Annotated in this window: 5 protein-coding genes; 1 reads left to right on the top strand and 4 read right to left on the bottom strand. The window is 54.5% G+C overall.

All coding sequences use genetic code 11. The annotated features are described in order from the left end of the window. Window positions 1–55: 55 nt before the first annotated feature. From HMPREF2928_RS03565 to ppa, 4 genes are all read right to left on the bottom strand, one after another. Entirely contained in the window at window positions 56–883 is an 828-nt protein-coding gene (locus HMPREF2928_RS03565; protein WP_070687390.1) for an S-layer homology domain-containing protein, read from the bottom strand. Between the two features lie 94 nt (window positions 884–977). After that, the gene (locus tag HMPREF2928_RS03560; protein ID WP_005507633.1) at window positions 978–2,381 is read right to left on the bottom strand and encodes a glycosyl hydrolase family 28-related protein; all 1,404 of its coding nucleotides are present in this window, start codon (window positions 2,379–2,381) and stop codon (window positions 978–980) included. A gap of 203 nt (window positions 2,382–2,584) precedes the next feature. Continuing rightward, window positions 2,585–3,403 carry a hypothetical protein gene (locus HMPREF2928_RS09065; protein WP_141752125.1) on the bottom strand — a complete coding sequence of 273 codons (819 nt, stop codon included), beginning with the start codon at window positions 3,401–3,403 and terminating at the stop codon, window positions 2,585–2,587. Window positions 3,404–3,836: 433 nt separating this feature from the next. Next, window positions 3,837–4,322, bottom strand: coding sequence for an inorganic diphosphatase (gene ppa, locus HMPREF2928_RS03555; protein WP_005504328.1), 486 nt, complete (start codon window positions 4,320–4,322; stop codon window positions 3,837–3,839). A gap of 331 nt (window positions 4,323–4,653) precedes the next feature. On the opposite strand from ppa, the gene dacB reads away from it, so the two are divergent. Beyond that, window positions 4,654–6,222, top strand: coding sequence for a D-alanyl-D-alanine carboxypeptidase/D-alanyl-D-alanine endopeptidase (gene dacB, locus HMPREF2928_RS03550; protein WP_070616286.1), 1,569 nt, complete (start codon window positions 4,654–4,656; stop codon window positions 6,220–6,222). The last annotated feature ends 150 nt before the right edge of the window (window positions 6,223–6,372 follow it).

The following is a 6,372-nucleotide window of genomic DNA, read 5'->3' as shown; positions in this document are numbered from 1 at the left end:
GCACGAACCAGACGCGGAGAACACGCCCCCCAACAAGCCCTCCGCTCATCTACCGCTAGGACAGCGACTGCAGACGAGCCACAATGGGCGCCAACTCCTCGTGGTAATCAAGAACCATGAGAGGGGTGAAAATAGTGGGGTACGAAGCGTAATAGAAATCCGGTGTTTTGTTGAAATCCCACGGCGTGTACCCGTTAGTGAAGAAGTTAGTGTTATACGCCCGGATATCTTCCCCCTTCGCCAGCGCATGCTGGTACACCCAGCTCATTGCTCGATGCAACTCACTCCCCTCCTTAATGGGAGCAGCACCCTTCTCAGCACGCACAGCATTCGCCGCGTCCAGGGGCTCCAGAGTCACCTTGGGGCTACCCGCAGCACGATAGAGGAAGGTAAAGTAGGCGCCACGGCTTGCCGGAGTATCGTAGTGGAAGGAACCATCAGACCAACCGGTGGTCAAACCCACGCGGGTTGCCCAGATAGCAACCTTATAGCGCGCATCGCCCGGAGTCAGGTCGGTGTACGGAGACTTCTCCGGCAGGTTCTTCACCTCGGGCGAACCCGCCAGATGGTACAGGTACTCCAGCAAGCGGCCACGCGAAATGGTCATGACCCCGTTCGGCAACTTATCTTCACGGGTTGTAGCCAGCCCAACAACCTGCTTCTTCGTAATCAGGCCGGTACACTCCGCCCAATCCAAACTGCCCATAGTGTTCTTGCCGTAATAGAAGTGCATGTCAAAACAATTAACATCAAATTCCAGCTCTTCAATAGGCTGTGCAGATTTCGGCTGAATGTATGCCGCCTGGGCTACACCCTGACCCATGTACCCCATAGCTAGTGCCAACAGTGCCGCCGCGCCGCGGGTCGAAAGGTTTTTCTTCATTTTCTATCCTCGGTGAAAGGTGTGAGAGTAGAAGAAGAGTGAATCCCTTTGAAGGTACTCAGGATTCACTCTCCGCGCAATTATTTCAGAATGATTAAACTTTTACGTCATTTTGACTATTCCGATTAATCTCATTATCTTGCGAGGTCCTATAGACCACAAAATTAATATCAATATAGAAATTGCCCCAGGGGACACTGCGATCTCTCCTAAAGAAAAGGTGCCGACCGTCATTCGAAGTCAATTTATTACCATCACGGGCATTACGCGATGAACCGGCCACAATACTAATATCATCCAGCTTATTCTCCAGATAAAACCCGTAACGCGAGGAACGCTGGCCAACTTTCGGATTAGCCGAACGCGGCGATACTAGGCGTGCTCCAGAAGCATTTCGTCCAATATACCAATTAGCTGCTTCATCAGTGCGTGCAGTTCCCTTAAGAATAAGTGAATTCTCGAGACTCGAGGACTCACCTAGACAATTCATAAACTGATTATCCTTGAAACCTACGACCCACCCGTGCCCGCCATTCTCCTGAGCGGTACATCCGATGAACATATTCCGTTCGCCAAAAATCGCCCACCCGGCACCAGACTTTCTGCGGTACTGATCTCTATCGTGATAAAGGTCGGAATTTGGCTTATTGCGAATAGCAAACCAGGCGGTACATGCCACAAATTTACATTGAGCTCCGTACACCTCAATTGCCCCATGATATCCGCCACCAAGATTGGCATCAGAGACCTCAACCATCACAAACTTATTATCCGCAGCTCCAGAGTTCAAACTCTCTGTTCTACGCTGAACATGACCCACCGGCTTTCCCACCAAGAGCCCTTGTCTGCGAGTTTTACGAATGCGGACCTTATCAACCTTCATAGCACGATCATGTTCACCCAGGATGGCAATTCCGATTGCCGTATCCCAGATTTCAATATTTGAAATAATAGGGGCAGCTTCAGGTTCATTAAAAATATCATATCTTGTATGAACAATAATGCCCGCAATATTATCCGGTATATAATTATCAGCAACGTGCTTACCCTGAGCAATTTGATACTCAAAAAATCCTTTACGAATATTAGGATTCAAAAGATTAAGATTGGCGGCACGAATAAACATATCCCGTACCCCAAAACGCATTGGTATATTTGTTCCCATATCACCCACAAAGGTATTGTATGACCCCATATGAAATACCCCCTGACACTCCATATCGTCACCATCAACATCTCTTAAAATCTTCGGGTTTTTATTAAACCCAATAATTTGTGTTGAGAATCCATGACCATACACCTCTACCCTATCCCTGAGATTAATAAAATCATTACTCACAAGATAGATTCCCGAAGGAATCTCGACAGAACCACCACCGGGAACAGCGGCCACCGAGTTAATGGCATTTTGAATTGCTGGTGCGGAATCCTTCGTACCGGTTGGGTCTGCACCAAAATCCAAAACATTCACATGCTTTGATTTACTATAATCAACCATATTGTATTCCTTTCTTAAGCCATGTAGTTCAAACGCATTCAAATAGTTTGAATGCCAACCCACCAATTTTCCCTGAATATCTATACATAAAGATGATTTGATGTTTAATTCTATTAAATCTGTACCAACCCCCTATCAATCATCTCTTTTTGCAGAGCAAGATTTCCCGAATCCACAACCCTGCGATTACCCCCATAATTGTTTTATGGGGCAGCTATTGTGGTACATGTCAACACGCCTCCCGGCGTCCTAACACTAATCCGATAGGAAGCCGACACAGTAGATCCGCCGTATTCGCTACGACCCGGGAAATACACGCCAAAGCACCCTCGTTGAAACAACTCTTCCGGCTGAGAAATATCTTTATCTACCTCAAGACCCCATTCCCAGCGCTGAGCTTGAATAAACGCACCGTCATCTTCTCCAAGGGATGCGTTTCCCTTCATCTCCCCTTGGTAGACACCACAAAAATACTCAGTGCTCTCCGTTGAGGCACCACGCGCACGAACCACCTTCAGACCCGAGTCTTCACGCACTGTCAGTGATGGTGCAGCCGGGTACCCCTCAGGAGAATGGCTTGTCAATCCCATAGAACCCGGCTGCCAACGGCTCATCTGCACCATGTATTCTTGCGATCCACTCAGCTGTTCAAGCTCAACCACAATCTGCTGACCCGAAGGAATTTTAGACAGCCACTGCCCTGTATCACGGTGAATATGGGGACGAATTACCTCATATAAGGCTGACTCTTCTTGATTCCCCATCAGTTCTACCGACGGAAGCGCATGCACCCCTACAAAAGGGCCCGAAAAGGGAAGAAGCTGAAACCACAGAATGACATTATCTGCACCATTAGTCGGCACCCATGCTTCACGAAGCGGGGCAACAGTGCATCCATCTATTTGCTGGGGAGACCCAACAGAGCCCTGAATACCCCATGCCGTGCTCTGAGGTGCTGCGAAGAAACTTACCAGGGCAAATGACGAAAGCCGGCACACATGCCGGCGTGACAGTTCAGACATGATAGTCCTTAAATTAAGTTGAGTGATGACAATAGTGTGTGGCGTTTACGCTTCGTCGACGCTCTATACACCACACTCCTTCAACCCTACTCTGAAAATTCACCGTTTCGAGTATTCACAAGCAAATATTTCATTCTCGTGAAAAAATATATATCAATATAAACTTGAAGTTTATTAAAATCTCACTTTAAACTTGAATATTTATGTAACTAGAACTTTAGAAATATCTTTAAAATCTGAACTTTCAGAAATATTACAAGCCCCACCGCGCAAAGTACTTGTTGAAATCGACCTCTACAAAGCCCTGGGCAACAACTCCGAGCACAACAAAAGGGGGCGTGCCCACCGCCTCCAGCACGTACGAAAACTCGCACGAACCAGACGCAGGGAACACGCCCCCTACAAAACCGGGTGCACCTAACGGTGCGGCAGCTTAGTGACCCTCAGCTGCAAAACGGTCGATAGCCTCCTGGACCATCTTCTCAGCAGCAGCCAGGTCTTCCCAGCCCTCGCCCTTAACCCACTTGCCGGGCTCCAGGTCCTTGTAACGCTCGAAGAAGTGCTGAATCTCAGCCTTCAGCTGCTCGGGAACATCAGCCAGGGACTTGATGTGGTCGTAACGCTTGTCGGTGGGAACGCACAGAACCTTAGCGTCGCCGCCAGCCTCATCGGTCATGTTGAACACTGCGACCGGGCGGGACTCAACCAGCACGCCGGGAACAACGTCAACATCCAGGATCAGCATTGCGTCCAGCGGGTCGCCGTCCTCACCGAGGGTGTTCTCGAAGTAGCCGTAAGCGGTGGGGTACTGCATGGAGGTGAACAGCACACGGTCCAGGCGCAGGCGGCCGGTCTCGTGGTCCACTTCGTACTTCACGCGGGAGCCGCGGGGAATTTCAATAGTGACGTCGAGTTCCATCGGAACCTTCTTTCTCGTGAGTTAGAGTCACTTTCGCGGCGACTTTGGCGCGCAAGGTGCGAAAGTTAGGTGTTGAACTCACCCATTGTAACCCGTTCACCCACACCGAAACCGCGTATTCGGCGCCAAAACCAGCGTAATTTACCACGCTCACACCACAGTTAACGTTCCGCCTAGTCCCGCGCCCGCCAGCGCACCCCGCCGCCACACCCGGCCGCCGTGCCGGGCGCCCCAGATAGGGTTTGTGAAGGGCAGCAGGAGCGTTGCATGAGCATCCCAGCACCGGCGCGTAAATTCGATAGGCACCCCATCTGCCCGCTATGCTCAAAAGATGCCTTCCAACAAGCACAACGCCCAGACCACCACCCTCACCCGCCGCGCCGCGCTCACCCTCGGCGGCATGCTCCTCCTCACCGCCTGCGGATCCGCCGCAACCGAACAGAAACGCCCCGAAGGTTCCGCAAGCCCCACCGGCAGCGCAACCGGCAGCCCCGACGGCACCGCCGAGGCGACCGCCTCCGCAACCCCCAGCGCCACCCCGACCCTCGCACCCGCACTACCCGAAGCGGAACTGGAACAGCTACGTGCCGCCCTCACCGCGCTCTTCGCGGACGGCACCTACCCGCAGTACAGTCTGCTCGTCACCGGCATGGACGGCAACCTGCCCAGCATCAAGGCAACCACCGCACCCGCCGACCTGTACGCCACCAACGCCGACACCGCGCGCGTGCCCGCCTCCACTTTTAAGGTGCTGACCCTGTTCGCGCTCAACCACTACGCGAACCTGCAGGCACGCCTGCGCACCCGCGTCACCCGCGACGCCGCCGGACTGTACCTCATGGCAGGCGGCGACACCCTGCTCGGTGCGGGCGCCTCCAACCCGAAGCAGATTGTCGGACGCGCAGGCCTCACCACCCTCGCCGAGCTGACCGTGAAGGCACTTCTTCAGGGCGAGAAGCCGACCGCGGCGCTGCCCGTCTACCTTGACGGCACCTTCTTCACCGGCCCCGGCGTAAACCCCGGCTGGGATGACGCCGACGTGGCGTCCGGCCAAATCACGCCCATTCACCCGATTGCACTCGAATCGCACACGGTGCCGGGCAAGTCCACCGCAAGAAACCCGGTACGCCCGGACGATGCGGCGGTTGCCGCCCAGCAGGCGTTCGTGGATGCGCTCAACACCGCCGGCAAGGAATCCGGCATGAGCTTCACCCTCGCAGAGCGCCGCACCGCCCCCGCGGAAGCAACCGAAATCGCCGCGGTCGAATCGGCAACCCTGCTGGAGCAGGCACAGCACATGATGCTCGAATCCGATAACGCCCTGGCTGAGGTGCTTGGCCGTTGCGCCGCCATTGCCGCAGGTAAGGAAGGTAGCGGCGAGGCGGCACAGCAGACCGTGCGCCAGGCACTCGTGGATGCCGGCGTGAACATTGAAAACCTGGTGCAGGCAGACGTGTGCGGCATGTCGCTGACGGACCGCGTGACCGCCCGAACCCTCGTGCAGGTCGTGGCTCTGCTGAATGCTGATGAGCATGCGGAGCAGCTGATGAGCACGTTCCCGGTCGCGGGCGTGAGCGGCACTCTGTCCGGTCGTTTTGGTGCGGCGAACGCCGTGCACGCGCGCACTTTTGTACAGGCGAAGACCGGCACCCTGTACACGGTATCTTCGCTGTGCGGTGTGGCAACCCGACCCGACGGCACCCGCCTGATTTTCGTGATTATTCTGAACGATCTGGGCGGCTCGGATGCACTGCCCGCCGCGAAGGAACGCGTGGACGCGGCGGCGGCGGCGATTGCGAACCGTTCGACCGCGCCGAGTGCTTCTGTTGCTCCCTCTGCGGTAGCGCCGAGCGCTTCGGCGGCAGTTTCTACCGCGGCTGCGGCGGGTGCAGCCTCCTAGCGTGTATGCCCGGATAGCCCCGAAAGCCCCCTGAATCACCCCGTGCAGGTTGATTTTCTGTAGTGTTTCACGTGAAACCTGAAAATCAACCTCTCGGGGCGAGGGGGCACGGGGTGCCGATAGACTCCTCAACCGGGACTCGCGCCCGCT

The organism is Rothia sp. HMSC072B04 (genome assembly GCF_001813725.1).
In the GTDB taxonomy this organism is placed as follows: Bacteria; Actinomycetota; Actinomycetes; order Actinomycetales; family Micrococcaceae; genus Rothia; species Rothia mucilaginosa.
This window is presented reverse-complemented; position numbering and strand designations above follow the sequence as displayed.